At 38.9% G+C, this 26371-nt stretch carries 21 protein-coding genes; 7 read left to right on the top strand and 14 right to left on the bottom strand.

Translation table 11 applies throughout. From position 1 onward, the window contains the following. Positions 1-163 precede the first annotated feature (163 nt). Positions 164-1894 carry a group II intron reverse transcriptase/maturase gene (ltrA, locus tag IQ236_RS07580; RefSeq protein ID WP_193868695.1) on the top strand — a complete coding sequence of 577 codons (1731 nt, stop codon included), beginning with the start codon at positions 164-166 and terminating at the stop codon, positions 1892-1894. Between the two features lie 399 nt (positions 1895-2293). Continuing rightward, positions 2294-3406 carry a hypothetical protein gene (locus IQ236_RS07575; protein ID WP_193868694.1) on the top strand — a complete coding sequence of 371 codons (1113 nt, stop codon included), beginning with the start codon at positions 2294-2296 and terminating at the stop codon, positions 3404-3406. 72 nt (positions 3407-3478) lie between these two features. Here IQ236_RS07575 and IQ236_RS07570 read toward each other — a convergent pair whose 3' ends face one another. The 7 genes from IQ236_RS07570 to IQ236_RS07540 form a co-directional block, all read right to left on the bottom strand. Continuing rightward, the gene (locus IQ236_RS07570; protein WP_193868693.1) at positions 3479-4471 is read right to left on the bottom strand and encodes a permease; all 993 of its coding nucleotides are present in this window, start codon (positions 4469-4471) and stop codon (positions 3479-3481) included. Between the two features lie 17 nt (positions 4472-4488). Continuing rightward, on the bottom strand, positions 4489-4731 hold the full coding sequence (locus IQ236_RS07565) for a thioredoxin family protein (protein WP_193868692.1): 243 nt from the start codon (positions 4729-4731) through the stop codon (positions 4489-4491). 94 nt (positions 4732-4825) lie between these two features. Continuing rightward, on the bottom strand, positions 4826-5224 hold the full coding sequence (locus IQ236_RS07560; protein ID WP_193868691.1) for a heavy metal-responsive transcriptional regulator: 399 nt from the start codon (positions 5222-5224) through the stop codon (positions 4826-4828). An 18-nt stretch (positions 5225-5242) separates the two neighbouring features. Beyond that, the gene (locus IQ236_RS07555; protein WP_193868690.1) at positions 5243-6340 is read right to left on the bottom strand and encodes a patatin-like phospholipase family protein; all 1098 of its coding nucleotides are present in this window, start codon (positions 6338-6340) and stop codon (positions 5243-5245) included. Between the two features lie 653 nt (positions 6341-6993). Further along, a complete protein-coding gene (locus IQ236_RS07550; RefSeq protein ID WP_193868689.1) occupies positions 6994-8169 on the bottom strand; it encodes a homocysteine biosynthesis protein in 1176 nt (391 codons plus the stop codon). Positions 8170-8229: 60 nt separating this feature from the next. Further along, the gene (locus IQ236_RS07545; RefSeq protein ID WP_193868688.1) at positions 8230-9276 is read right to left on the bottom strand and encodes an AI-2E family transporter; all 1047 of its coding nucleotides are present in this window, start codon (positions 9274-9276) and stop codon (positions 8230-8232) included. 188 nt (positions 9277-9464) lie between these two features. Beyond that, positions 9465-9602, bottom strand: coding sequence for a hypothetical protein (locus IQ236_RS07540; protein ID WP_228041475.1), 138 nt, complete (start codon positions 9600-9602; stop codon positions 9465-9467). Between the two features lie 137 nt (positions 9603-9739). Here IQ236_RS07540 and IQ236_RS07535 point away from each other — a divergent pair, with 137 nt between their 5' ends. From IQ236_RS07535 to IQ236_RS07525, 3 genes are all read left to right on the top strand, one after another. Next, on the top strand, positions 9740-11068 hold the full coding sequence (locus IQ236_RS07535; RefSeq protein WP_193868687.1) for a class I SAM-dependent methyltransferase: 1329 nt from the start codon (positions 9740-9742) through the stop codon (positions 11066-11068). A 99-nt stretch (positions 11069-11167) separates the two neighbouring features. After that, complete coding sequence (locus IQ236_RS07530; protein WP_193868686.1) at positions 11168-11668, top strand: type IV pilin-like G/H family protein; 501 nt, start codon at positions 11168-11170, stop codon at positions 11666-11668. Positions 11669-11800: 132 nt separating this feature from the next. Then, positions 11801-14029: an O-linked N-acetylglucosamine transferase, SPINDLY family protein gene (locus IQ236_RS07525; RefSeq protein ID WP_193868685.1), complete on the top strand. Its 2229-nt coding sequence runs from the start codon at positions 11801-11803 to the stop codon at positions 14027-14029. Between the two features lie 40 nt (positions 14030-14069). Here IQ236_RS07525 and IQ236_RS07520 read toward each other — a convergent pair whose 3' ends face one another. From IQ236_RS07520 to IQ236_RS07490, 7 genes are all read right to left on the bottom strand, one after another. Beyond that, positions 14070-15644: a hypothetical protein gene (locus IQ236_RS07520; protein WP_193868684.1), complete on the bottom strand. Its 1575-nt coding sequence runs from the start codon at positions 15642-15644 to the stop codon at positions 14070-14072. 38 nt (positions 15645-15682) lie between these two features. Continuing rightward, the gene (locus tag IQ236_RS07515; RefSeq protein WP_193868683.1) at positions 15683-19489 is read right to left on the bottom strand and encodes an FkbM family methyltransferase; all 3807 of its coding nucleotides are present in this window, start codon (positions 19487-19489) and stop codon (positions 15683-15685) included. 305 nt (positions 19490-19794) lie between these two features. Further along, the gene (locus IQ236_RS07510; protein WP_190520451.1) at positions 19795-20220 is read right to left on the bottom strand and encodes a tetratricopeptide repeat protein; all 426 of its coding nucleotides are present in this window, start codon (positions 20218-20220) and stop codon (positions 19795-19797) included. A gap of 72 nt (positions 20221-20292) precedes the next feature. Continuing rightward, positions 20293-21048 carry a Uma2 family endonuclease gene (locus IQ236_RS07505; protein ID WP_193868682.1) on the bottom strand — a complete coding sequence of 252 codons (756 nt, stop codon included), beginning with the start codon at positions 21046-21048 and terminating at the stop codon, positions 20293-20295. A gap of 99 nt (positions 21049-21147) precedes the next feature. Then, complete coding sequence (locus tag IQ236_RS07500; protein ID WP_322744100.1) at positions 21148-21561, bottom strand: acyl-CoA dehydrogenase family protein; 414 nt, start codon at positions 21559-21561, stop codon at positions 21148-21150. A 444-nt stretch (positions 21562-22005) separates the two neighbouring features. Continuing rightward, a complete protein-coding gene (locus tag IQ236_RS07495; protein ID WP_193868681.1) occupies positions 22006-23124 on the bottom strand; it encodes an AbrB family transcriptional regulator in 1119 nt (372 codons plus the stop codon). Between the two features lie 34 nt (positions 23125-23158). Further along, positions 23159-23620, bottom strand: a complete 462-nt coding sequence (locus tag IQ236_RS07490; RefSeq protein WP_190520458.1) for a peroxiredoxin — start codon at positions 23618-23620, stop codon at positions 23159-23161. Between the two features lie 154 nt (positions 23621-23774). On the opposite strand from IQ236_RS07490, the gene IQ236_RS07485 reads away from it, so the two are divergent. After that, the gene (locus IQ236_RS07485; protein ID WP_193868680.1) at positions 23775-25337 is read left to right on the top strand and encodes a B12-binding domain-containing radical SAM protein; all 1563 of its coding nucleotides are present in this window, start codon (positions 23775-23777) and stop codon (positions 25335-25337) included. Positions 25338-25609: 272 nt separating this feature from the next. Beyond that, positions 25610-26356, top strand: a complete 747-nt coding sequence (aqpZ, locus tag IQ236_RS07480) for an aquaporin Z (protein WP_193868679.1) — start codon at positions 25610-25612, stop codon at positions 26354-26356. Positions 26357-26371 lie beyond the last annotated feature (15 nt).

The following is a 26371-nucleotide window of genomic DNA, read 5'->3' as shown; positions in this document are numbered from 1 at the left end:
TGACAATGAACCGTTTTGAATCGTACCTATAACAAAGGTGGAATTATCAAGGAGCCGTGTGAAGCGAAAGTTTCATGCACGGTTTTGAAGGAGAGGTAGGAGTGGTAACGCTCCTATCGACTCTAACGGTTGTTAGGTAAGGTTGTTATTAGCAGTACAAACGGTGAAAACGAGTTTTAAGACTACGGAAGCATGGAATACTGTAAATTGGGCGAAAGTCCAAATAAAAGTATTTAAGCTGCAAAAGCGAATTTACCAGGCATCATTATCGGGACAAAATGCGAAAGCTCGGAAGCTCCAAAAACTTCTAGTTAAGTCATACTACGCCAAACTCTTAGCAGTTAGAAGGGTAACTCAAGACAATCAAGGCAAGAAAACAGCCGGGGTAGATGGGGTTAAATCCATCACACCCAAACAACGACTAGAACTTGCCCAAAACCTGAGTAAATACCAAAAGGCAAAACCACTCCGTAGGAAATGGATACCCAAACCCAACGGTGAGGAAAGACCTTTAGGAATCCCAACTATAAACGATAGGGTTAGGCAAGCCTTGGTTAAATCTGCATTAGAACCCCAATGGGAAGCCAGATTCGAGGGTGAAAGCTACGGGTTTAGACCCGGACGGTCAGCCCATGACGCAATGTCACGAATTTTCCATAGCATCAAACAAGGTGAATATTACATCCTAGATGCTGACATCTCGAAATGCTTTGACCAGATTAACCATGAATACCTACTGTCCAAAATTGATTGTCCATCAACTATAAAAGCACAAATCAGACAATGGTTAAAAGCTGGAGTGATGGATAACGGCATATTTGAAGCAACAGAGGCAGGCACTCCGCAACGAGGAGTCATCAGTCCTTTACTTGCAAACATCACACTGGATGGAATGATTAGGTCTGTTGAACAGAAATTCCCTAAAAAGAAAAGCACTGTTCAAGCCAAAGTTATTAGATATGCCGATGATTTCATTGTGGTAAGCCCACAATTAGAAGTCATTCAACAATGCCAAATTGCCATAGAAGAATGGCTAAAACCCATCGGGTTAGAACTGAAACCAGCTAAAACTCGGATATGTCATACATTAAGAGAAATCGAAATAAATGATGAAAAGGTAAAACCAGGATTCGACTTTCTGGGTTGGAACTTTCGACAATATCCAGTTGGCAAACACCATTCTGGTAAATCAAGTGGAGGAAGAAAATTATTAGGATTCAAAACCTTAATAAAACCCAGCAAGAAGGCAATCAAAGCTCACGCGGACAAGGTGAAGGAAGTGATTAAAACACACAAAACTGCACCTCAATACGCACTAATCAAAAACCTAAATCCTGTTATAAGAGGATGGTGTAATTATCACTCCAAAGTTGTTTCCAAAGAAACATTCTCCTCTTTAGACCACATCACATGGCAAAGATTAAGAGCATGGACAGTCAGCAGATGCGGTAAAGCAAGTTACGGGAAACTGAAAAATTACTTCAGAAATAATGGTAAGAAAACATGGAGTTTTGAAACCAAAGATGGTTTTAAATTATTAACCCATGCAGAAACACCTATTACCCGTCATGTAACCGTAAAACCTGAAGCATCACCTTATGACGGAAACTGGACTTACTGGAGTACAAGAAAAGGAACCTCTTACGATGTTCCCAAACGAGTAGCAACTTTGCTCAAAAAGCAAAAAGGTAAATGTAACTTCTGTGGACAATATTTCACTTTAGAAGATATTGCAGAAATCGACCATATTCTTCCCACAAGTTTAGGTGGGAAAGACGAATATAAGAACCTGCAATTATTACATCGCCATTGTCACGATATTAAAACGGCAACAGATGGGTCTTATAACCCAAAAGAAACCGGATGCTCTGATGATAACAGTCAACTAGACTAGGAGCCGTGTGCGGTGAAAGTCGCACGCACGGTTCTGAATGGGAGTCGGGGGTTGTAAAGCCCCCCTCGACCCCTAATACTCAAGATCAATTGTGATGGCAGCCTTCAAGCACTTAACTTGAGATGACAACATTTTCTGACAGGATAAACAATAGGCTACGGCTTTAGGGTAGGCACAAATCAACCTCGGTTGTTTGTTAACAACAACGATCTAGGTCAAAGTATCTTTACTGCTTCCTATTCCTCAAGAAGGGGTGCAAATGTTGAAATGTCCTGATAGTGTTGATCCGTGACTTAAGTTTAGTGTCAAACTTTTACCTTTCCTCAAATCATTAGGGAAGATAGGTTGGTTTGCCATGTCCTCGATCCCACAAGGGATGTGTCTCCGCTAAGAGGTTTTATGAGTCCTTCTCCCAATCGCTCCTCTCAATCTAAACGTTCTTCCCGCTCAAGTCCAGTTAATGAGCCAGCCGTGAATATGTCTAAAGATATCCATTTGGATGCACCTCATGAGAGTGAACGTGTCATCCCCGAACCGTTAAAAGAAACACCACCAGAACCAGAAAGTGCTGATCCAACACCCCAAGAGGGTGCATTGGATCAGCCTGAAATGATGGAATCCGAAGAAGAAACAGAGGAGGAATCTTCTGAATTTTCTGAGTCTTCTGAATCTGTAGAACGTCTCTGGCAACATCCAATTCCACCACCTAGCGAAGCTCGCCAGTATCGGGCTATTGGATTAGTTCATGGCCGATATATTGCTTCTGCGGATCAGTTTACCCAAGGAACTTTACTCACCAGTGAAGGAAAACTTCTGGATGCGGTGTTATTAGGTCGAGTTATGAGTTTAGTGAAAAAACATATTGACTTAGATCAAGATCATCTTTGGGTGGTTTATCCTCGGACACGTCAACAAGAAGGAAATTTACACGTTCAAATTATGGGGGTTTGGGAACCTGAAACCCTCCGATCTGATGAATCTGAAATTTCCGATGAATCTTCACCTGAAATCAAAGATTCTGCACCGATTTCTGAGGGATCAAAATTAGCAGAATCCGATCACAAAACTGAAACCTTACCAGAAGTAGAACAGGGCTATTTTTCCATTCGAGGTGAGGTTGTTTATCAATCTCAAGAAGTCGAGAAATATGTCATTGTTAAAATTCGCCAAGCTCCTCGTAAAGATAATGATAAACCCAAGTTTTTTAAACTGAAACTGATGGGAATTGCAGGAATGAGAGCCGTTGGTCATTTCTGGGATTTACACGTTCAGTTACAGGAAGATTATTTGGTGATCCAAGAAAGTCATGATATCGGCTTTCTTCCCACTAAAAAGCGCAAACCTCCCTTTCAAAAAGGTGGCCCCAGAAGACAACCAGGTCAGGGTTACTCTAGTGCGGGATCTCGTCCTCCCTATAAGCCTAAATTTCAATCGGATGCGCCTCCGCCTCCTCCCCGTCGAGAACCCCTGGCTAAACCGTTAAAACGGAAAGCGTCATCAGACGAAAGTTAAAGCTATTAGTCGTTTTTTTAACAATTAATATTAATTGAAATTCCCCAAAACCAAAAGCTAGGGGAATTTCAATTAAACCAACAGAGCATTGAATAAATAACCGATACTGATAATTCCAAACGTCACCAAACTAATAAAAACTGTTAAAAGTTGAGGACGAAGAACTTTTCTGAGAATGACAATTTCAGGAAGGGAAAGGGCGGTTACAGCCATTGTAAACGCTAATACTGTTCCCAGAGGCATTCCTTTATTCACTAGCGCTTCTGTAATGGGCATTACCCCTGCAATATTCGCATAGAGGGGAACACCCAAAATCACAGCAACGGGAACCGCTAAGGGATTCTCAACCCCTGCTATTTGCGTGATTAAAGTTGTGGGAAGATAGCCATGAATCATCGCACCAATCGCAATTCCTACGATAACATAAAGCCAAACGGATTGGACAATTTGGCTCGACTGAAACCATCCCTGTTGAAAGCGTTGTTTCCAGGTTAAATATTCTGACTCAATATTATCTTCTGAATATAATCCTTGTCGAGATTTCTGAAGTTCCCAAACAAAAGATTCAACCCATTTTTCTAATTTGAGTTCTCCGATAATATATCCGGCTGCGATCGCTAATCCCACACCAAAACCAATATACAATAGTGTCACCTTCAACCCAAATAATCCCCACAGCAACACTACAGCGACTTCATTAACCATCGGTGCGGAAATTAGATAGGAAAATGTCACCCCCAGGGGAACACCCGCTTCTAAAAACCCAATAAATAAAGGAACCGCAGAACAGGAACAAAAAGGCGTAATAATCCCGACTGTAGCCGCTAATATATTTCCCCCTAATGTCCGTTTTCCTTCTAAAATTCGCCGCACTTTCTCTGGTTCTAAAAAGCTTTGAAATGTCCCAACGATAAAGCTAATAACTATTAGCAACGTTAATATTTTAGGGACATCATAGAGGAAGAAATGTAAGCTGGCTCCGAGATGAGATTCTATTGATAAACCTAACAGTCGCGTTACGATCTGGGTAGCCAACCAGTCAAAAAGATAAAAGGGATCGAACATAATTTATCCTTCTATTTTTAAACTGATAGTAGCGGTTGAATTTCTGCGGGTGTGAGCACTTTTCCTTTACTGACAACTTTGCCATTAACAACTAATGCAGGGGTAGACATTACCCCACGTTTCGCAATTTCGATGGGGTCAGTAATATGGATCACTTCTGCATTGAGGTTGAGGGAGGCGAGTGCTTCCTGAGTATTGGCTTCTAACTGCTGACATTTTTTACAACCTGTTCCTAAAACTTCAATCTTGATAATAGTCATGACTTAACTCCTTTTCTTTATAGAGGGTTAGGTGGTTAAGTCCTAGAATAATCCTTATACTTATGTATAAGGTCAAGGGTTTTTAGAAATTTTTTCAATCTTTTTCCAAAACGATACATTGATGAGTCGGATCAGGATGGTCAAAATTTTGATGACATTGTTCTAATAAGGGTAATAATTCATCGTGTAAGGTCTGCAATTTTTGAATATTTTCTTGAATATCTTGAATTTTTTGGCTGAGTCGGTCATAAACGGCTTGACAGGTGAGTTCTCCCCCATCTTTTAACACTAAAATATCTTTAATTTCATCTAAACTTAACCCCAAAGATTTAGCGCGAGTAATAAAAGCAATCCGCTCTATATCTTCCTGACTGTAAAGCCGATACCCTGCAACCGTGCGTTGGGGAGAGGGAATTAATCTAATCCGCTCGTAAAAATATAGGGTTTGGGGATTAAGTCCTAAACGACGAGATACTTCACCGACTTGGAACATTGCATTTGCTCCCGATTGTCACTTCAAACCCATCTGTTTTAATCGAGTTTCAATAAACTTTTTCCCTTGTTTTTCCCCATCTTGAATCAAGCGATTAATCATTTCTGGAGAGCGATCTAATTTACTTTCATAATTCAATAGTTTGGCTAAATCTTCAGACATTTCAATCATCGGAATATGGTAATCTTGGTCAGGATCATCAGGAAAAGATTTAGGAATTTTCATCGGTTCTTTAACATCTATTTTAGCCAGAAATTCCTCATTAAATGCTCCCCTTAAAAAGAGATTATTCAGGTTTTCGATTTCACCAAGGCTTTGAAATAAAGACAGGTTTCCCTCTAATTCATTACGACGATCAGCAATATCATCGGCCTCCGTAGGAATCTTATCCCTAGTTGTGGGATTGATTTTAATCACCCAAATTTCTTGGGGAAGATTAGCAATTCCCACAAAATTGCTTTTAATCAAAGAATCAATCGGTGGATTATCAGAAAAAAGTCCGTCCCAATAAGCCATTTCTTCAATAGAAACAGCCGGGAAAAGGTTCGGTATGCAAGCAGAAGCCAAGATATGTTCGAGTTTAATCGCTTCGCGATAGGAGTTGAATTTATGTAATCTCCCTGTGAGGATATTACAAGCGCCGATCAGTAAAATTGGAGGTTCGGGTTGCATACCCCAAGTCGCTAATTCTGAGAAATCAATATGAGATCCTAGTAATTCTTCAAAATCAGTAAATCGACGGCGTAAACCTTGGGTCGCAAAGGAAAACCAAGCTTTAACAATCGGTGAATAAGGACTTAAATTGTACTGAGGAATTTTCCCTTTGCTGACCCATTCCAGAGTTTTAATTGCAGAATCGTTAAAAAACTTTTCTTGAGCGGTTTGGGCTGTATTATCTTCCCAAAAGTCAATCAGTCTTTTCCAAACAATATCATCTCCTTTTTTCAGGGCGTACCAGATGAGAAAAGCACAGATCGCGCCTCCAGAAGTTCCACTTAAGCTGACAATATTAAAATAATCTTGAATCTTATTTTCAAATAGGGCTTTAAAGACACCCGCCGTGAAAGCGGTTTGGCTTCCTCCTCCCTGACAAGCGATCGCAATTTTGGGCTTCATAATAGAATTTATTCTAAAGGTTTTCGGACTAATGGGTGCAAGGCTGGATCAGTTTAACTGGATCAAAACAAGTATATCTTATTCACTACAATTAAAACGTTTTGTCAACACGGATGATCTACTTGTCCTATCCCATAAACCTATTTGATCCTTGCTCAACCATTTCTTTAATTTATACAAGATTAGCGATCGCAATTTAACAAAAACTTAACTTAAAATCGGGTTAAATGCTGAATGGCTTAACTTGTTAAACCTTAATTTAATTCATCTTGGGATTATTGTTAAGATATTCTAATCATTTTTCTCAAATTCTTTTATTTTTTAAAAGATTGTCAGGGAATCTTGATATTTTATTAAAAATGATTCTCAAATAGTTGACGGCAGCATGGGGGTTCTGGTATATTTAGAAAATACCGCTCAAGGGGTTAGTGTGTCTATTTGCGAAAACAGAGGCTAAAACCCTTATTCTTTCGTAAAATATCTGGATTTCCTGACTCAATTTCTGCTTTACGATCCATCAATTTTGGGGATAAATCCTTCAGCGACTGAGAGGGGGATTGACAAAATTACCAATTTATGCAATTAGACGGGAAGAGAAGAGGTGATTTTAAAATAACTGGGTGTTTTCGTCTCTAACTCTAATTAAGTCTGACTTAATCTAAACTAATTTGAGAACCCCAAATATTTTGAGGAAGAAATGCTCGATCTAGGGGAATAGAAGCAACGGGTTCTGTGAGGGTAAAGGTTCCTGATTCAATCCATTTTTTTAACTCTTGGGCAATTTCACGAGAACGGGAAATACTGGCTACAGGTGCAGTTCTGACCATTTTTCCATCAATAGAAATTTTGCCTTTTTTCAGTTGACTATAGGAAACTAAACCAAAGGTGGGACGAACCCGTCGAGGAATGGCAAAATCTACTACAGGTGCAACAATATTTTGATCAGAAACTGCACAACGAGCAATCACATCTTCATTCAAAACGGGTAAAGGTATCCCCACCCCCAACATTAATGAAGGGCCATAATTTTTAAAATAGCAACCTCTGACCCAATAAGGATTCATTTGTTTTGCATCTCCAATTAACGCTAACGTTGCAGCAGGGCCGATGGGGGTGCGATTGTCTAGGCGTTTTTGCAGGGGAAAATGTTGAGTTCCTTCCCAAGTAATATAGCCAATTCCGCCTCCTAAAAAAATCCGAGTCCCAATTCCAATCAGTTGTAAATCAGGATCATTAATTAAGGGAGAAATTGCACCCGGATTAGAATAAACCGCATTTCCTAAATAGGGTTGCAGGGGGCCTAAATAAGTATAAAGCGGGCGATCGCCACCATTAACTCCGACAATAAAATTTTGATAGAGATTGCGAGGATTGAATAAATAAAATTGGTTAATCGTATCACGGGTAATTGTAGTTTCAAAAGAACTGCGGGGATAACAATCAGAAACCACTCCTGATGCTTTGAGATGCACCGATTTTCCCGCAATTAAATCTTCAATCACATGACCCCCCCCTTGTTCATTTCCCTCTTCCCCATCTTCCATCATTTGACTCGCGCCCAGGTATAAATCAACGGAGCCAAAGCCACTATAGGCAAGAACCCCATTTAACCAACAGGTTTTAATATTAATCGGGGGATCGGTATGACCTAAATTAATCACCGCCCCAGAGGCTTCCATCGGTTCAAAAGTTCCTGTGGTAATGACATCCACCTCTTGAGCAATTTGGGGAATAGTATCGGGGGTAACTTTGGCTTTGAGTTCTTCCACAGTCCAAACAACGGCACGATTCTGAAGAATTTTATCGTTAATTTCAGCAATAGTTTTCATTAAATTTTGACACCCCTATAATCTCATTGTCGGTATTTCATATTTTCAAATTGTCGGAAATTATTGTTTCCACTGATCCAGAATATCTCGAATTAGGATTTCTTTGACTAAAACTTGTCCGACAACGGTTAACGGTAAGGCTAAAAGTAAACCCAGAAAGCCAAAAAACGTGAGAAAAAAGCCTTGGGAGAGTAAGGTAATTGCAGGTAAGAGGGAAACTTGTTGCGCCATGAGATAGGGCATTAAAAAATTGCTTTCCGCTTGTTGAATCAGAAAATATAAAATAAAAACAAACCCAGCCTTCCAAGGATCTTCTAATAAAGCAATCGCCATCGGAGGAATCACACTCAAAGTTGGCCCAATATTGGGAATTAAGTTGAGTAATCCTGCTAATATAGCATTGGCAAAGGCTAACGGAACTTGTAAGACTAAAAGCCCTGCTAAACTACAAACCGCCACAACACTCATATCAATTAAAGCTCCAACAACCCATAGTCCTAACGCTATTTCACATTGATCTAAAATCCCATTCATTCGTTGACGGTAAAAGGAAGGGATGAGTTGAATAAATGCTCGGCGATAAGCTATAGGATCAGCTAATAGCATGATTGTTAAAACTAGAATTAATAAAAAGCCGAGAAGTCCTCCTAATGTATTTCCTACAAAAGCCCCAACCCCACCAATTAAAGGATTTCCGATGCGTTGTAACTGTTGAATTAGGGCATTAATTTGTAAATCTACCTGAAATAAATTTTGCCAAAAATCGCCAGGGAGTTGCGTTTTTAAGTAATTAATCCAAAGATTTAGCCGTTGTAATCCTCGTTCTAACCCTCTCGGAACTCGTGTAGCGAGTTCTTGTAATTGGTCAAATAAAGGCGGAACAACTAACAAGAATATCGTTACAAATCCTAAAATCAGTAAACTAATGGAGAACAATACCGCCCAAGAGCGTTTAATTCCAAAGCGTTGTATCCATCGAGCTAATTTATTCAGGGCGGTTGCTAAAACAATCGCAGCAAAAACAAGTAATAAAGCTTGTCGAACTTGCCAAAGGATATAGATGGCACAGAGAATTGCGCTAAAACCGAACCATTGCCCTAGTGTCACAGGATAAACACCGATGAGATGAAATTCTGATCTATTATGATCGATTTCAGTCTTAAGAATATCAATTATCTGTTAAACTTAAGCGATCGCATCCTTTAAAATTAAAGATGCGATTGCTCATTCTGAAGCGAACAGTCAGTAAATTTTCAATCCGTTTCCCGACGTTCCCTTTTGCGATTCTTTACCTTCTATTCCGGTTGTTGAGAATGTTGTCTCATTCGCCAACTGAAGAGAAGGGCTAGAATAACCGAAGGTAAGCAAACCGCAATAGCGGCAAGAATTGAGGATTCAGGAATCGAAAGCAAGGGGCCAACGAACTTGATCACAACCGATAGTCCTAGGGACAAAAGTAGAACTTTGAGTAGAAATGTAATTTTGTTATCCATAAAGGGCATTTTATAAAAGGTGATGGTGCGATCGCCATTTAATAGTTTACCATTTATCGATCCATTTAAACACAATCATGCAAAACCAAAACCCTGAATTATTAGAAAAAATTCGTCAACAGTTTGACTCAGCCCCCTATCCTAGAATTCCCTTAGAACAATCACCTAAAACCGAATATGAATTGCTATTTATCCATAATTTAGTCACTTCCTATTATTTAAGATATCAGAAAGTTATTAATACAGAAGGTAAAATAATTTTAGATGCAGGTTGTGGAACTGGATATAAATCCTTAGTATTAGCAGAAGCGAATCCAGGGGCTAAAATTGTGGGGATTGATATTTCTGAACAATCGATTGAACTAGCCAAGCAGCGTTTAAAATATCAGGGTTTTGACAATGCCGAATTTTATGTATTGTCGATAGAAGATTTACCTCAACTGGGGTATGAGTTTGATTATATTAATGCAGATGAGGTGCTTTATCTATGCCCAAATTTATTTAATGCGATGCAAGGCATAAAACAAGTTTTAAAACCCCAGGGTATTATTCGAGCCAATTTGCATAGTTTATATCAAAGGATCGGTTATTTTAGGGCCCAATCTCTGTTTAAACTTATGGGAGTTATGGATGAATCTTCTCAGGAATTGAAGGCAGAAATAGCTAGAGCAACAATAGAATCCATCAAAGATGAAGTGGTACTTAAGACACAAACTTGGAATAGTCCAGATTATAAAAATGACGAATGGTTGCTAGTTAATTATTTACTTCAAGGGGATAAAGGCTATACAATCCCAGAGGTTTTTGCAGTTTTGAAGGCAACTGATTTACAATTGATCAGTATGGTGAAATGGCGACAATGGCAGCTACTCGATTTATTTAAAGAACCTGATAACTTACCTGCCTTTCTAGCCTTCAGTTTATCCGAAATCTCTATCGAGGAACAGCTACATTTATTTGAGTTGATTAACCCTGTCCATCGGTTATTAGATTTTTGGTGTGGTCATTCTGATCAGACGTGCATTCTTCCGGTGTCTGAATGGACTGAAGCTGATTGGCAAACGGCACGGGTTCATTTACATCCCCAACTGAGAACAAATCAAGCTAAAGCCGACTTAATTCAATGTATTCAGACCCATAGACCTTATGAAATTAGCCAATATGTGAAGTTACCCACTCGCATACCGATCACCCTTGAGAGTGGTCGGGCAGCCGGTTTACTGCCGTTATGGGATGGAGAACAAACGGTGATCTCTCTGGCAGAACGGTGGCAACACATCTATCCTATTGATCCCATTACCCTAGAACCCCTGACTGTCCAGAGGGCACTGCAACAGATCCAAGAACTCCTCGTCACCCTGGATGCCTTTCTGTATGTGCTTCTGGAGCGTTCAGGAGAAAATTGAAAAAAATTTTTTGCAGGGGTGATATGAAGCTGTCAGAAGATGGGTAAGTTAGAACTACCAGATAAAAAGTTAAACATCCCCCCAAGAGGAGAAAAACCTATGAAGACCGAATTTAAAGCGAAATTCCTGCAATACGTTGCTAATAGAAAAAAAGAAGAAGGTTTCACCTTAATTGAATTGTTAGTCGTTATTATCATTATCGGTATTTTGGCTGCGATCGCCTTACCTTCTTTCCTCAGCCAAGCCAACAAAGCTAAACAATCTGAAGGAAAACAATACATTTCTTCGATTAACAAAGGCCAGCAAGCTGTTTATGCAGAGAATAGCCAGTTTGGAACCAGTGTTGATCAATTAGGTTTAGGTTTAAAAACTGCAACTAATAATTACACTTACACTGTTAGTAACTCTACTGCTGCCCCTGCAACGGCTCAAGCCACTCCTGTTAGCGGTCTTAAAGCCTATGCTGGTTCAGTATTCTTGATTTCTGCTGGTGAAGCGAATACAACTAGCACGGTCTTGTGTGAAAGTAAAACAACCACTATTACTGCCTTTGGTGCTGCATCAGTTTGTGATGGTACGAACTGGACATTTGTTAAGTAGTTAAAAACTCTAACATGGTTTGAAAATTGGTGTCTAGTACCATTATATTCGTGAACTCAGATTAGGTAGCGTCAAAAACGCTACCTATTTTGTTCCTCAATCTTTTTGAAATTTTCGCATTACAATGGGCTTATGTTAGAAGACTACAACGTGGAAAGTTTCAGGGTTAAAAATTTAGGCTATGAATCTCTGCTCAAGGGAGATTATAGTAAAGCTGCTAATTTTTATGAACAGAAGATTACTACAGAACCTCACATTAAAACTAACTATTGGTATCTAGGTTTAATTTTTCTGTTACAGGGACAAGAAACCGAAGCTCAAACCACTTGGTTGATCGGGATGGGAGATGGAGAAGCAGAAGATATAGAAATTTGGACAGTTGAATTAAATCAAGTTTTAGAGAATGAAGCGCAACGAAGAGAAACCTTAGAAGACTATTCTGTAGCTTGGGCAATTCGGCAACATATTCGAGAGCTTAACCCTTGCGATATTATCAATCTCTTTCATCTGATTGAACTTTCGATCCATTTGAAGATGGATGTTGGGGAAGAACTAACTTCTTTAGGGTTGATTGATCTTTTAAATGAAGAACCACCCAGTGAAGTAGATACTAAGCAGTTACTCGAACTATTGCCTAAAATTCTCGATTATATTCCTCTACATCCTGCAACATTAACATTTACTGAGGCTTGTTTAGCCCATATCCCCAACCCTAATGATTTAATTCCGATTTTGCTCAAATTTGTTTATGATACAGCCTATCTTAGGGGTCAACAAAGATGGGCAATTAAATTTATTGAGTTAGGATTACGCATTGCTCCCTTAGAACCTGAACTTTTACGAGCTATTTCTTCATTCTATGCAGAGATTAGTGAACATACTAAAGCAATTGAATCCGCTAAATTAGCTTATTCCTTAGTTACACATTTGCCCGAAAAAATCTTTGATAATCACATGATTTTACGGGGCTTGATGAGTGCAGGTGGCTATTGGGAGGAAGCAGCCTTAAGAATTAAAGAGCATAAACATCTCATTGAAAAGTTACTCGAAGAATATCCAACTAATCTGGGTTCAGGAGCTCACATTCTTCGTTTATATAATGCAACATTCTTTTTCAATTATATTCAGGATAAGCCCAAAGAAAATGCCCAGCTTCGTAACCGTTTGTCACGATTCTGCCAAACTAATATTGAAATTGATTGTGCGGAAGAAGTGGAGCGATATCGCCAGCGAGCCAGATCAACTTCTCGACAACACTCATCTAAAAAGCTAAAAATTGGATATATTTCCCATTGCCTCAGAAAACATTCTGTTGGCTGGTTAGCACGAGGATTATTTCAATATCATAATCGAGAAAATTTTGAGCTTTATGCTTATATTATTGGGCCAAAAGAAACATCTGATTCCTTAGAAGGTTGGTACATTAATCAGGTTTCAAAGGCTTATAAAGTAGGACTAGGAGGTTTAGAAGTTGCAGAACAAATCTATAAAGATGAGATTGATATTTTAGTTGATCTTGATAGTATCACCTTGAATAGCACTTGTGGATTTATGTCTCTCAAGCCGGCTCCCATTCAAGTCACTTGGCTGGGTTGGGACGCATCAGGAATACCTGCTATAGATTATTTTATTGCTGATCCTTATGTTTTACCAGAGTCTGCACAGGAATACTATCAAGAAACAATTTGGCGTCTTCCTCAAACCTATATTGCTATTGATGGATTTGATGTGGGAGTTCCTACTCTGAGACGGGATCAATTAAATATTCCAACGGATGCAGTAGTCTTTTATAGTGGTCAACGGGGTTTTAAGCATAATCCTCAAACCGCACATTTACACATGAAAATTATTAAGGAAGTACCCAATAGCTACTTTATTATTAAAGGTTGGGGTTCTGAGGAATCCTTAAACAGATTCTTCATTGATATTGCAGAACAAGAAGGAGTGAATCCAGATCGCTTGCGATTTTTACCCGGAGTGGCAACAGAAGAAATCCATCGTGCTAATTTAGGCATTGTCGATGTTGTCTTGGATACTTATCCTTATAATGGTGCAACAACAACAATGGAAACCTTGTGGATGGGAATTCCTTTGGTTGCACGGGTGGGTGAACAGTTTTCGAGTCGCAATAGCTACGGAATGATGATCAATGCCGGGATTACCGAAGGGATTGCCTGGACAGATGAAGAATATTTAGATTGGGGTATTAAGTTAGGAACTGATGAACATTTGCGGCAAAACATTTCCTGGAAATTGAAAAAAAATCGGCAAACCGCACCTCTGTGGAATGCTAAACAATTTACACTGGAAATGGAAAAAGCTTATGAACAAATGTGGCAACGATATTTAGACAGCCATTAGTGGATCAAAAACCCTGCTATGCTTAGATGTATTCATTCATCTAAAATTGCCAGTTTAAACAATCCAAGGAATAGCAGGGGAGTTGGTCAGCTTTACTTTCTGCGATCGCTGCTTTGTCTTCATTTTCTAATTGAATCCGACCCAAAAGTCTAGGCAGTAAAACTGACCATTGGTTAGAATTTTCTTGACCAATTAACGTAATTTCTAAGTGTTCATATCCAAGAGCAACTTCCCCCTCGATTAGAAGATCCATCACTACACCAGATAAAATTAAATTAGCTTCTTCATCAGTTTTATTTCGATTATCCAGTAATAATGTGATGTCCAGAGCATCCGGGTGATTTGCAAGGTTTTGAAGTATCTGTTTTAGCTCTAAACTTAAAGAGAGTTCAGGTTGAGACCAATCAGGGAAAATAACAAGATTAATTTTCCTTAAGGGTAAATTAATTGTTTGATCTAAGGACTGCTGAGAAGTTTCAAAAAAACCATTTTTGGCGTTTTGATATGCAGAAATCGTTTCTAAAAATCGTAATGCTGTCGGAACTGGACTATAATGATTGATAGCCCACTGGCGTCCCTCAGTAGAAATTTGCTCTAAAATATTGGGTTCACTGATAATTCGATCAATCGTGTCTTGTGGATGTTCTAAATCAAGCCCAATATAATGTCGCCAATTTTCGGGCATAACAGGCAGATCAATACCATATTTATCAAAGTCTACATGGAAAGTAACACATCCAGCAGCTAAAGATTCCCAAAATCTCCAACTATCCCACCATTCTACTAAGAATTCTCCTGAGTTATTATAGGGAATTACACAGCCTGCAAAACCAGCACAAGCAACTGATTCTTTTAATCGCTTGTAATATTGAGGATGATGCCTTTTTCCGGTTTGTTCCCACTGCAAGGCATGGTAGATATCAGAAGGCGGTTGATCAAATTGATCAATCCGATCATCAATATTAAGAACTCCTTGAAAGAGAGGAAGAATCTGTTGTTTTGAGATCCGTCGAACAGGATTTTCAAAGGCCAATAATCCGCTATTTAAAAATGAAAACCCAGCTTCAAATTTGAACCAACTTCTCGTTACTATTATCTGATCTTGCTCTACTCTAAAGTTAAAGATGATAGAAGATTGTCGATCTTTAAATTTAGGGCAGTCTTGAGTTTGCTCTAGGATACGATTCGACAAACCAAAAACCCAAGAAACGCAGTTGTCAGGATGTTTAGCTTTTTTATTATAGTGAGTTCTAAATCGTAGGTCAAACTGTTCTAATGGTGGATTCCAAATGGTTAAACCATCCATCTCATCCAGGTAAACTGTGATGTATTGTCTATTAGGATGGAAAAAGTTTTCAGGAAAATCACCTTTATGATTTAACCATTTTGTATCTAAGACAACAATAGAGCAGTCATCAGGAGTGATCTCAGGGTTATGCTCAAACAAATATTCATCAGGATGCTCAGAAAGCTTCCAATAATTAATATTGGAATAAAAATGTACCCCTAGTTCTTTAAAACCTTCTGCCAAACAAATACTTAAATGGGAAAAACTGTCTTCATAAAGGTAAAAAAATACAGGCTGCTTTACAATCAAGTGTTGATTGATGTTCATCAGAAAACTCCTCATTGATGAATAAATTTTAAGGCTGATTATGATAAATCATCAGTTTTCAATGGCAAGGATAAATTTCTGACTTGGGTTAAAGAATAAGAACTGAGCTTTTCTCCCTGAACTTGGAGCAAGACATCTTGATTTTCATGCTCTAAGATAATTCTACCTTGCAGACGAGAATGTAAAGCTGACCACTGGACTGAACTAATGTTCCCGATGAAAGCAATGGTTAAACTTTCATCAAGCTCTACATTTTCTTCCATCAGTAGATTCATAATCACACTAGATAAAGTTAAATCCGCCTCTTCATCTGTTAGAGGGTGATGAGCAATCAGTAATGTAATCTGATGCTTGTTTGGATGAGACGCAATTTCTCGAATCACATCTGCTAATTCAGCATATAGTATTTCTTCGGGCTGATTCCAATCTGGAAAAATAATGAGATTTGTTGTTTTTAAGGGTAAACGCAGCAACGTTGCATTAATTAACGCCTGACTGACAACATTCCCCATATTTGACCAGGAAAACTTTTTCGATTGTTGTAGCCCAGCCTGAATTAATTTCTGACGAACTTGGGGTTTTTGCACCTCACAAAGCGCATTAGCGAGTCCATTAACATCATCGTCATTGACGTAAATTGCAGCTTCTCCAGCGACTTCTGGAAGTGACGCATTGGGACAAGTAATAACTGGACAACCGCAAGCTAAAGCTTCTGCTACAGGCATTCCAAACCCTTCGTATTGGGAGGGGTAAACCAGTGCCGTTGCTCCTGAATACGCGAGTCTGAGTTCATCATCGGAGAGTTGTAGGGGATGAACAACACAACCTGAAGTAAAAGCTCGGTACTGTTCAGCTAGTAGATAGCCACTGCCTGTCGTTACAATTTCAAAGCCGTGTTTACTTTGGAGTTGGGAAAAAGCCTGAAAAAATAAAATGGCGTTTTTATAGTTACTGCCTGCTCCCACTAGGAGAAAGTAAGGTTTTTGAATTCCATACTTAATTTTAAATTGATGAATTTCTTCGGCCGTTGCTGGAGAAAAAATACTTGAAATACCGCAGTGAGCAACAGTTACAGGTGCATTAATTTCTGGAAAATATTTGACTAAATCAGTTGCTGTATTTTCTGAAATGGCTATATAAGCTGACCCATGACGAATGCCATAATGTTTTTCTCGCCACATCGGTTCGTTCAGATTCCCACCCAAAACTTCAGGAATCATGTCATAAGCCATAAATACTGAGGGGGTTGAAATAGGAGTCGTGTAGTAAGTTGAAATAAATAAATCTGCTCCTTCTTCATCACAAACCTGCTGAAGAATTTGCCGATCATGAGCGGTGTTTGCATAGTCATAAGCCGGGATTGTTCGATACCAAAGCCCAGGTATTTTGGGGATAGTTCCGTTGCGATCTAAAATCACGAGATGACGACCAAAACCGTTATTGGCCCATTCCTCAAATAAGGATCGCCAAACCCGGGCAATCCCGGTATTATACATTTGGAAAAACACACCATCAATCAAGATTTTAGGTGATAATTGTTTGGAATGTGAAGGCAAAGTTTTTGAATCTTCAAGCTCCCGAAATTTCCAAGTTTCTGTCTGACTGTCTCGATAAACAATCGGAGTTATACCATAGGCTGTTGCAGTATTGACTTGAGTTTGATCTTGTACCCAAGCAAAATACTCCCGCAGAAATACAGGAAATTGAGTGGCGGACTGTAAATGCTGCCATTGTGCGAGTGCATTTTGATAGCCATAATATTCTTCTTTAAATTGCAATTGTTCTGGCATAATATAGGCAAAATGTTGAAAGACTAAGCCTTTCTCTTCAGTTTCATGATGTAAAAAGGGATTAATACCTGCTACATTTTGCTGTTGACCATCGGGTAAGGTTTCTACTAAAATCGGCGGTTCATGGGCTGCCCAAACCATGCCCGGTTTAAATCGCCAAGTTCTTAACCAATCTTGTCGAGGATTTTGTGTATAGCAGTTACGAGTGCTGATCAGTAAATTTTCTCCCACAAAATACCAACACCAGTAAAACGCTGCGGTTTTTTCAGGATGATTAACAAAGGTTTGACGAGCGGTATGGATTTGTTCTACTGTCCAGAGTTCATCAACATCAATTTGCCATAACAAACATTCTTCTTGGATATTAGGGAGAGGAGCATTTACCATTTCTTTTTTCCCATCCCAAAAAATACCTTCTGGTTTGCGGTAAATTGTAATATTGTCTGGATATTGTTGAGCCAGTTGATCTAAATACTCTGACGTTCCATCTTTACTTCGTCCCTGTTTATGAAACTGATCCGTTAGTTTCCCTCCCAGTTGTAAGCTCCAAGAAGTATCATGTTTTAAGTCAGCAACTCCTTCAACAATATGCCAGTGCCATTTAAAACTTAACTTGTTAAAAACATCAATATGGTAGTGAATAAACGGTTCGCCATTTAAAACAATGGTAAAGAAATGAATCGGTAGTTGTGGAAAAGCAATATAATTTTCATAGAAAGAGTTAGAACCCGTAACCTGTTCACCGATTTCTCCGTTTCCTTGAATACGATGACACTCATAGGCGTTTTGAATTAACAGATCAAACACAGTTTGAGCATTACGGTTTAATCCTTCTAGCATTTTTTGAGAAATTTCAAATTGGATAAATCGAATAGATTGATTTCTCAATAAATCAGTAGCACCTAGCAGAACATCACTTTCTGCACCTTCTACATCAACTTTTAAATAATCTATGAATTGGATATTATTTTCTTGGCAAAATGAGTCAAGAGTAATGGATTCTAAAATTTCTGTTCTTACAATAGGAACATATTCTGTACTGTTATTCGGGTCAGGCATTCGAGGAATACCAATGCTATTCCACACAGAATATTCATCAGAAAATTCATTAAATTCAATCGATTGATTGGCGGAAAAGACTACTTTTTGATAAGCATAAACATTATGACATTTATTTTCTTCTAATCGGCTTACTAAATTTTGAAAGGTGTTAGAAGTTGGTTCAAAGGAATATACTTTTCCTGAATTGCCTACCTGTTGACTGAATAATATAGAATAATCTCCAATATTAGCTCCGACATCAAAAACAGTCATTCCTGAATTGACGATTTTTTGAATCAGTAATTGTTCGGATTTTTCAGTCTCAAAAGAAAACATTTTTTTTCTAAAAATAGCATATCCATTGCGAAGATCATGATTTTTTGCAACAAGTGTATATTGAGGATCGTCTATGAGTTGATGATAGTTATTATAATTTTTAAAAGTGTTAATATCATCTAATAAAATAATTTTTGCACCGTATACTTCTCTTAATTCACTGGTTCCTGTAAATTCCGAACCATCGATCAAAACAATATCAAAATAATCTATCTTATATTCTTGTTTGATTTTTTCTATCCCATTAGTTTCAACCTGAGACGCTTTGACATATTCAATATCTTGTTTAAGCCAGTCCAAAACTTGGACTAGAGGATAATAATTTAATCCAGTTTCTTGTTGATTATAAAAATTAATAACCTCGGTTTCATCGGGAAATTTTTCTAAAGAAACAGAGGAGACATTATAACATTTAACAAACTCGTCTTTTTCATATCTCTTTTTTAATTGCTCAAACCGTATTTGAGAAACTTCCATACAAAATAAATTGGGTCGGTTCGGATTATTCCGAATTCCGGTGACAAAAGCTTCTGTACTACCTTCCCCTGATGATGAACCGATCTCTAAAATAAATTTTATATTTTCTTCCTGAGCAATTCTTTGAATATAATCATAAAAATCATCATTTTTAATTTCAGGAGAAATTATAGAGTTTAAACTTGAATTTTGATCAGACATTATTTAATCCTCCAAATCAATATGTCAGCTATATTTTCCATTTTCAATATCCGTCACCTGTTCCTGCACTTGGCTGGCTGATAGTTGCTTCATAAACACATTCTCCTGTTGCTAAAACCCGTTGTTTAAAGTGAGACTCTAAATCTTTTAACGGTTTAAAATCAACCCAGTGAGATGTTACAGGTTAACTAATATCTGAATAATCGCTTGAATTTCATTTTGGGCTTGTTTTTTGCTAATTTGCTCTTCCAACTGTTGCAGTTTTTGCTTGCTTTTCCAGTATTCTAAATGTTTCATAACTGGATTTATTTTTGATTTCCTTGTTTTAATTGAGTTAATAACTGTTGATAATCTTGTCGATCAGGATATAATTTTATTAAATTATTTAAGGGTTCAATTGCTCCTTGAATGTTATTTTGTTCTAGTCTAACCTTTACTAAACCTTCCAAAGCTGTTGGGTTATTGGGTTCCCGTTTTAATACCGTTTCATAACCTTTTTCTTGCTTCTGTAATAAAGCGGTTGCAGATTGTTCTTCTGTGGGTTGAGTCGTTTGGGGTTCAGGTTCAAATACCCCTTTAAACACTTTTCCTAATCCAAATATGGTAGAACCAAAAAAAGCAAGCATTGATAAGATCATAATGACTTTTTGTACCTGCTTAGAGCGTTCCATTCGGCGCATACGATCTGCCCCATATTGCCTTTCTAAGGATTCCTTCTCAACGGGATTCATGGCTAATACCTTCCTCAGATTCTTGATTAGTTGGCTTGAATAGCACCTATTTTGAGAATACCCTGTTTGTTCTCAAAAGTGATCAGAACTAGATTCGGGTAATTCGCCGAACTGTTGACGGTAACGGTTTAGCAACGTTTCTAACTCTTGGGAACGCTGTTGAGCTTCTTCGGTTTGGCGTTGAGCTTCTTCGGCTTTTTGTGCAGATAATTCATCAACGGTGGGTAGAATTTCACCCTCTGAAGTTGCCCATCTTAACCAGATCGTTTCAACGGTTTTATAACTTCCTGACCATCGCACTAATGATAAGCCTAATTGTTGACTGACTAATCGATTAAATTGATCAGGAAAAATCGGTTCATAACTGCCATTAATTAAGGTAAATCCTGCCCAATCATTAGGGTTAAAGGGATCATACCAAAAATATTCAGGAACCCGAACTTGATTTTGATAGATGAGTTTTTTGTTGGTTTTATCTTCTGATGCCGTACTTTGTGATAATAATTCAATAATCACATCAGGGGCTTTTCCTTCTTCCCAAACGACCCAACTTTTTCGTTCTTTTTTGGGAACGCCTAATACGGCAAAAAAATCAGGGCCTTTGAAGTCTTGGTTCCGCACTTGGGCTAAACTAAAATAGAGGAACATATTCCCCCCAACATAACCCTCTTCTCGTTGTTCCAACCAAGGAATTAACTGATCAATCAGTAAATCCATTTGCAGTTTATGGCGTTGAGTTTCCATCGGGACTCCATCGTCACAAGGTAGTTCATCTTGCGTGGGCGGTAATATTATCCCATTTAGGAGTGTTTCTTGGGGTGGTGACATAGCTCTCAATTAATCAATAGATTAATGATTTTAGAGATATTCTATCATAGCAATCTACCATAATGGTAAGTGGACTAACCATTCAAGTTACAACACAGATTATAAAACCCTACAATGCTTAATTTTTTCTAGGGTGGCTTTCATTAATTCTGTTGTTTGACCGGATACCGTAAAAACTAACGCTTCTCGATAGATTCTTTGGGCAGAATTGCTGTTTAAATTTGCCGCACCACTGGAAACTGTTATCGCAGCGTGGGCGCAACGCACGGCTAATTCTATCGCCCAGGCGCGGAGTTTATATTTTTCTGAAGTATTCAGAGTTTGAGGATGATTTTGAGCCGAAAATATTTGAGAGCGACATTGATTGAGTTCTTGATTTAAAGAATTAAAGGCATCTTCTCCTAATTCCTTAAAGGCTTGATTCAGGGCTTTTGAACATTCATCTATTTGATTAGCCTGGGGGTAAATCTTTTGTTTTAAATAGGATTCTGTTTGTTGTAGCAGTTCAGACACAATATATTGAGTTTAGGGTAAAATTATAACGGTTTTTAATAAGAGTGAACTGTTCGAGGTGGAAACCGGGTTTTTGGGAAAAAGCCCATGCCTTGTTCCTCAATGCACAAATTTTGCTTTTTGTCAATCCCCCTGTTTCTCAGGCAATCATTTTTGTCCAAAATTCGCGCATCGCAGGGTAGCAATTGGCAGCGAAACTCAAAAGATTTTACGAAAGAATCGGGGTTTCGGACTTAGTTTTGGGCAATAGACACAATAAACCCTTGGGGGGTGTTTTTCACACTATACCAGAACCCCGATCATCTCGTCAACTTTTTGAGAAATATTTTTAATAAAATATCAGGATTTCCTGACAAACTTTTAAAAAACAAAACCATTTTTAGAAAACTATTAGATAAACTTAACACAAAAAACCCAAAACCCGGTTTTTTCCAGGGAGTGAAGTTAGATAAGCTTTGAATTTTTAATTAATAGATTTCCAAACCAAGGACTAATTAATAAGATCAATAACATTCGGGTCATTTGCATCGCTAAGACTATTCCAGAGTCTCCCCCCAGTTGAATTACGGTTGCAATCATAGCTGTAATTCCTCCCGGTGTGGAACCTAATATAGCCGTCATGGTATCGACTTGGGTAATTTCATGGAAGATATAACCCGCGCCTAAACAAAATAAAATTAATATTAGAACTAAAACGATTTCAATTAAAACCGCTTTCCAAAGAGTTTTAGCATTGTTCCAGTCAAACTTTAACCCTATAGAAAACCCCACAAACAATAGCCCAACGGTAAATAGTAAGGAGGGCATTTTAATCGAGTGGGGGATTGTCCAAAAGACAATTAAACTAACGATAAACGGCCCAAAAAATAAGGATGACGGTAAATGAAATTTTTCCCCTAATACAATTCCTAACAGGCCACAACCTCCCAGAATTGCTAGGTTGAAAACCGGAGGTAAAGAAGGTAAAGTTTGAAGGGGAATCGAGATCACAGAAGGGATAGTCGTATCCCCTGCAAACCAGTAACCGACGAGGGTAGGAACAATAACAGCAACTAATAAAATTCGGAGATATTGTAACAGGGCAACGGCGATCGCATCGGCCCCCATTGCCTCACTCATAGCAATTAAACTGTAACTCGCCCCAGGAACACAACTGAGGAACCCCGTCGCCCGATCAAGATTACCCCAACGTCCTAATAAATAGCCATTTAAGACACTCATTCCCCCAGTGATCACAATACAGATCATCAAGGGTAAAGCGTAAGTTTTCATTAATCCTAGGGTATGCAAGGAAAACCCTGTAGCCGTAGCGATCGCAACAATCGCTTGACCCACGATAAAAAAGATTGGGGGTAGGGGCTGGGGTTTTCCTCGAAACACCGCATAAAGAATGCCCGCCACCATCGGGCCAATCAGCCATCCCACAGGAACGTGCAACCCGTTGAATAAATAGCCGACCCCCACAGCCAGCATCAACTGAGGTAAAAGCTGGACAAATTGGGGCAAAGTTCGAGAGAATTCTTGCCTCAAGTGCGTCAGGGTATTTTGATAGTCTATATTCATCGACGAGAACCGATCACTCGGATTGGGATTTAGGCTAAGAAACCGCAATAGTCTTGAGAGTCGTTAAGGCTTCCTCAACGTGACGCTGAAACTCTAGCATCGAATCAAACAGATGTCGCACCACACCGTCTTTATCAATAATGTAGGTCACACGGCCGGGGAGAATCCACAGTGCAGCTGGAACACCATAGAGTTGACGAACTTTATTGCCAGTATCACTTAACAAAATAAACGGAAGATTGTATTTTTTGACAAACTGTTGATGGGATTGGGTGCTGTCCGAACTAATCCCAATCACTTCTGCACCCGCATCTTTAAAGACTTGATAGCTATCTCGAAAGCCACAGGCTTCAGCCGTACAGCCCGGAGTATCATCTTTGGGATAAAAGTAGAGGACAACGGATTTTTTTCCTTGGAAGTCCTTAAGACTAACTGATTCGCCCGTTTGCGAAGTTAAGGTGAAATCAGGAGCCATATCTCCGACTTTAACGGCCATAGTGGTGATAACCCTGTATGATTTGATGAAATGTTAACCTTTGTTATGATAGCGCGGACAGGCTAACTCGGCTACCCAAGGAGGATTTTTCAGGGAGAATTTAACAAATTGAGATTCTACGTTAACATTTTAGCTCACAATTACCCGTTTTTCCATGAAAACATTATTAATTTATCCCGAATTTCCTCCTACTTTTTGGTCCTATGAAAAAATCCTGGAATTAGTCAATCGCAAAGTCTTATTACCGCCTTTAGGATTAATTACAGTGGCGGCAATTTTGCCCCAAACTTGGGAATTTAAACTGGTTGATCGCAATATTACCTCTGTGAGTGAAGCGGATTGGGATTGGGCAGAATTAGTCATTCTTTCAGGAATGATTGTGCAGAAATCCGATTTTATCGCCCAAATTCAAGAAGCGAAAAGACGAGGAAAATTAGTGGCTGTTGGTGGCCCCTACCCCACGTCTGTTCCCCATGAAATTGAAACCGCCGGAGCAGATTTTTTGATTTTAGATGAAGGGGAAATCACCCTTCCGATGTTTGTTGAAGCGATTGAACGGGGGGAAACATCCGGGGTATTTCGTACCCCAGAAAAACCCGATGTGACCTCAACTCCAATTCCCCGTTACGACTTATTAGAATTGGATGCTTATGATTCCATGTCGGTACAGTTTTCACGGGGATGTCCGTTTCAATGTGAATTTTGTGACATTATTGTGCTTTATGGCCGTAAACCCCGCACCAAAACCCCCGAACAATTATTAAAGGAATTAGATTATCTCTATAAACTGGGATGGCGACGGGGCGTGTTCATGGTGGATGATAATTTTATTGGCAATAAACGCAATGTCAAATTATTGTTAAAAGCCTTAAAAATTTGGCAAGCCGAACATCAATATCCTTTCCGGTTTAATACAGAAGCTTCCGTAGACTTAGCGGATGATGCAGAATTAATGGATTTGATGGTGGAGTGTAATTTTGATGCGGTATTTTTAGGGATTGAAACCCCCGATACCAGTAGCTTAGAACTGACTAAAAAATATCAAAATAACCGCAGTCCCCTCTTAGAAGCCGTTGATAAAATTATCCGGGCTGGTTTACGACCAATGGCGGGATTTATTCTAGGGTTTGATGGCGAAAAACCCGGTGCGGGTTCTCGAATTATTGACTTTGTGGAACAAGCTGCCATTCCAGCGGCTTTATTTAGTATGTTACAAGCCTTACCGAATACGGCGCTATGGACTCGTTTAGAAAAAGAAGGACGGTTAATTAATCCCAAAAAGTTTGATATTAACCAAACCACTTTAATTAACTTTATTCCCACTCGTCCCGTTGAAGAAATTGCTGAAGAATATATTGAAACCTTTTGGCAACTTTATGATCCTGAACGGTATTTAGAACGCACCTATCGCTGTTTCTTAAAGTTAGGTGCACCGAAATGTCATCCTCCGGGTAAAATACCGAGTTTTATTGATTTAAAAGCCTTAGCCACTGTAATTTGGCGACAAGGATTTAAACGCAAAACCCGGTGGAAATTTTGGCAATATTTGTTCAGTATTATCAAACATAATCCCGCCGTTTGGGATCATTATTTAACCTTATGCGCCCATAATGAGCATTTCTTAGAATATCGGCAAATTGTCAAAACAGAAATTGAACAACAGTTAGCTGAATATAAAGCTCAAAAAGCCCAACTGCAAACTCAAGTTCCAGCGTAGGAGATTCGGGAAAATTTAGCTCTAATTTTATTAGGGGTGTGTAAGCTAGACTTATGCACTCCTTCAAAGATAAAACGGATAATAATAACCGCTTTTTTGAAAAATAAGAATTTTTTTATATTTTCTTTAAAATTTATTTATTGTTTTATTAATTTTTTCTGAATTTGCTACATATAGCACCCAAATTTTTCAATCTTATGGTAGGTTGCAGGGGAAAGTTATCTGCCTTTAGACAGAACTTTTAACTAGGTTGTATTCTAAGAGGTTTAATAATGCCGATCACTAAGCGATGTCTTGCCGAGTTTATGGGAACATTTTGGCTCGTTTTTGGAGGATGTGGATCTGCTGTTTTTGCGGCTCAATTTCCAGACGTCAATAATCCGCTTGGTATTGGATTTACTGGGGTTGCATTTGCCTTTGGGTTAACCGTTTTAACGATGGCCTATGCCATTGGTCATATTTCCGGTTGCCATCTCAACCCTGCGGTTTCCTTTGGATTATGGGCGGGTAAACGCTTCTCTGGAGGCAAAGATTTAGCACTTTATATTGGATCTCAAGTTGCAGGAGCAATTGTCGCTTCTTTAGTGCTTTATCTAATCGTCAGTGGCAAAGCGGGATTTGATGCAGCCGCCTTTAAGAGTGGCTCTAACCCCTTTGCCACCAATGGATATGGAGACCATTCTCCCGGCGGTTACGGGTTATTTTCAGCCCTGCTCCATGAATTTGTGTTGACATTTATGTTCTTGATGGTGATTATGGGATCAACGGATCGTCGTGCACCTCAAGGCTTTGCCCCCATTGCCATTGGTTTAGGATTAACCTTAATTCACCTAATCGGAATTCCCGTTACCAATGTATCTGTAAATCCTGCCCGTAGCACCGGCCCTGCATTGTTTATTGGCGGTTGGGCAATCCAACAATTATGGTTATTTTGGGTTGCTCCTATTTTAGGAGGAATTGCCGCAGCGTTTACCTATAATAGTTTATTTGGTGAATCGCCCTCTGAACCCAATTCTTAATCAATCAAAGTTTTA

The organism is Planktothrix mougeotii LEGE 06226 (genome assembly GCF_015207485.1).
GTDB lineage: Bacteria > Cyanobacteriota > Cyanobacteriia > Cyanobacteriales > Microcoleaceae > Planktothrix.
The sequence above is the reverse complement of the archived record's forward strand: the minus strand, read 5'-3'. Positions and strand labels throughout refer to the sequence as shown.

Excerpts from the sequence above, each read along its gene's own strand:
- IQ236_RS07575 (WP_193868694.1), top strand. The coding sequence starts at position 2,294 with ATGAGTCCTTCTCCCAATCGCTCCTCTCAATCTAAACGTTCTTCCCGC.
- IQ236_RS07570 (WP_193868693.1), bottom strand. The coding sequence starts at position 4,471 with ATGTTCGATCCCTTTTATCTTTTTGACTGGTTGGCTACCCAGATCGTA.
- IQ236_RS07565 (WP_193868692.1), bottom strand. The coding sequence starts at position 4,731 with ATGACTATTATCAAGATTGAAGTTTTAGGAACAGGTTGTAAAAAATGT.
- IQ236_RS07560 (WP_193868691.1), bottom strand. The coding sequence starts at position 5,224 with ATGTTCCAAGTCGGTGAAGTATCTCGTCGTTTAGGACTTAATCCCCAA.
- IQ236_RS07555 (WP_193868690.1), bottom strand. The coding sequence starts at position 6,340 with ATGAAGCCCAAAATTGCGATCGCTTGTCAGGGAGGAGGAAGCCAAACC.
- IQ236_RS07550 (WP_193868689.1), bottom strand. The coding sequence starts at position 8,169 with ATGAAAACTATTGCTGAAATTAACGATAAAATTCTTCAGAATCGTGCC.
- IQ236_RS07535 (WP_193868687.1), top strand. The coding sequence starts at position 9,740 with ATGCAAAACCAAAACCCTGAATTATTAGAAAAAATTCGTCAACAGTTT.
- IQ236_RS07530 (WP_193868686.1), top strand. The coding sequence starts at position 11,168 with ATGAAGACCGAATTTAAAGCGAAATTCCTGCAATACGTTGCTAATAGA.
- IQ236_RS07525 (WP_193868685.1), top strand. The coding sequence starts at position 11,801 with ATGTTAGAAGACTACAACGTGGAAAGTTTCAGGGTTAAAAATTTAGGC.
- IQ236_RS07520 (WP_193868684.1), bottom strand. The coding sequence starts at position 15,644 with ATGAACATCAATCAACACTTGATTGTAAAGCAGCCTGTATTTTTTTAC.
- IQ236_RS07515 (WP_193868683.1), bottom strand. The coding sequence starts at position 19,489 with ATGTCTGATCAAAATTCAAGTTTAAACTCTATAATTTCTCCTGAAATT.
- IQ236_RS07510 (WP_190520451.1), bottom strand. The coding sequence starts at position 20,220 with ATGAATCCCGTTGAGAAGGAATCCTTAGAAAGGCAATATGGGGCAGAT.
- IQ236_RS07505 (WP_193868682.1), bottom strand. The coding sequence starts at position 21,048 with ATGTCACCACCCCAAGAAACACTCCTAAATGGGATAATATTACCGCCC.
- IQ236_RS07495 (WP_193868681.1), bottom strand. The coding sequence starts at position 23,124 with ATGAATATAGACTATCAAAATACCCTGACGCACTTGAGGCAAGAATTC.
- IQ236_RS07490 (WP_190520458.1), bottom strand. The coding sequence starts at position 23,620 with ATGGCCGTTAAAGTCGGAGATATGGCTCCTGATTTCACCTTAACTTCG.
- IQ236_RS07485 (WP_193868680.1), top strand. The coding sequence starts at position 23,775 with ATGAAAACATTATTAATTTATCCCGAATTTCCTCCTACTTTTTGGTCC.
- aqpZ (WP_193868679.1), top strand. The coding sequence starts at position 25,610 with ATGCCGATCACTAAGCGATGTCTTGCCGAGTTTATGGGAACATTTTGG.